Consider the following 283-nt stretch of genomic DNA (forward strand, 5'->3'; position numbering starts at 1 on the left):
TTAAGCCAACAGTTGTTTTGTTAGCGTCAATATCCATATTTCCTTTTATTTGAACAATAGCGCTTTCTGGTGTCGTATTGCTAATATCCCATACGTCTCCATGTACCCAGTTGCTTGCATTATCCCAGTCACCTATACAAGAGGTAGTTGTTACGTATGGAAGCGGAGCTGTATATTCTTGATAGGTTCTCATGTTATTTAAATGCCCATCTACACCAAGGTTAGATTCATCTGGGGTATAACCGGTATCTATAATTCCCATTTTATAGTAAAGGTCTAAATC

General features: G+C 37.8%; 1 protein-coding gene. It reads right to left on the bottom strand.

Annotated features, from left to right (window positions below; translation table 11 throughout):
- On the bottom strand, positions 1 to 262 hold a 262-nt coding region (locus LG649_RS16160; protein WP_226544837.1), incomplete at its 3' end, for a hypothetical protein.
- Positions 263 to 283: the final 21 nt, after the last annotated feature.

Source organism: Neotamlana laminarinivorans (assembly GCF_020523925.1).
GTDB classification, from domain to species: domain Bacteria; phylum Bacteroidota; class Bacteroidia; order Flavobacteriales; family Flavobacteriaceae; genus Neotamlana; species Neotamlana laminarinivorans.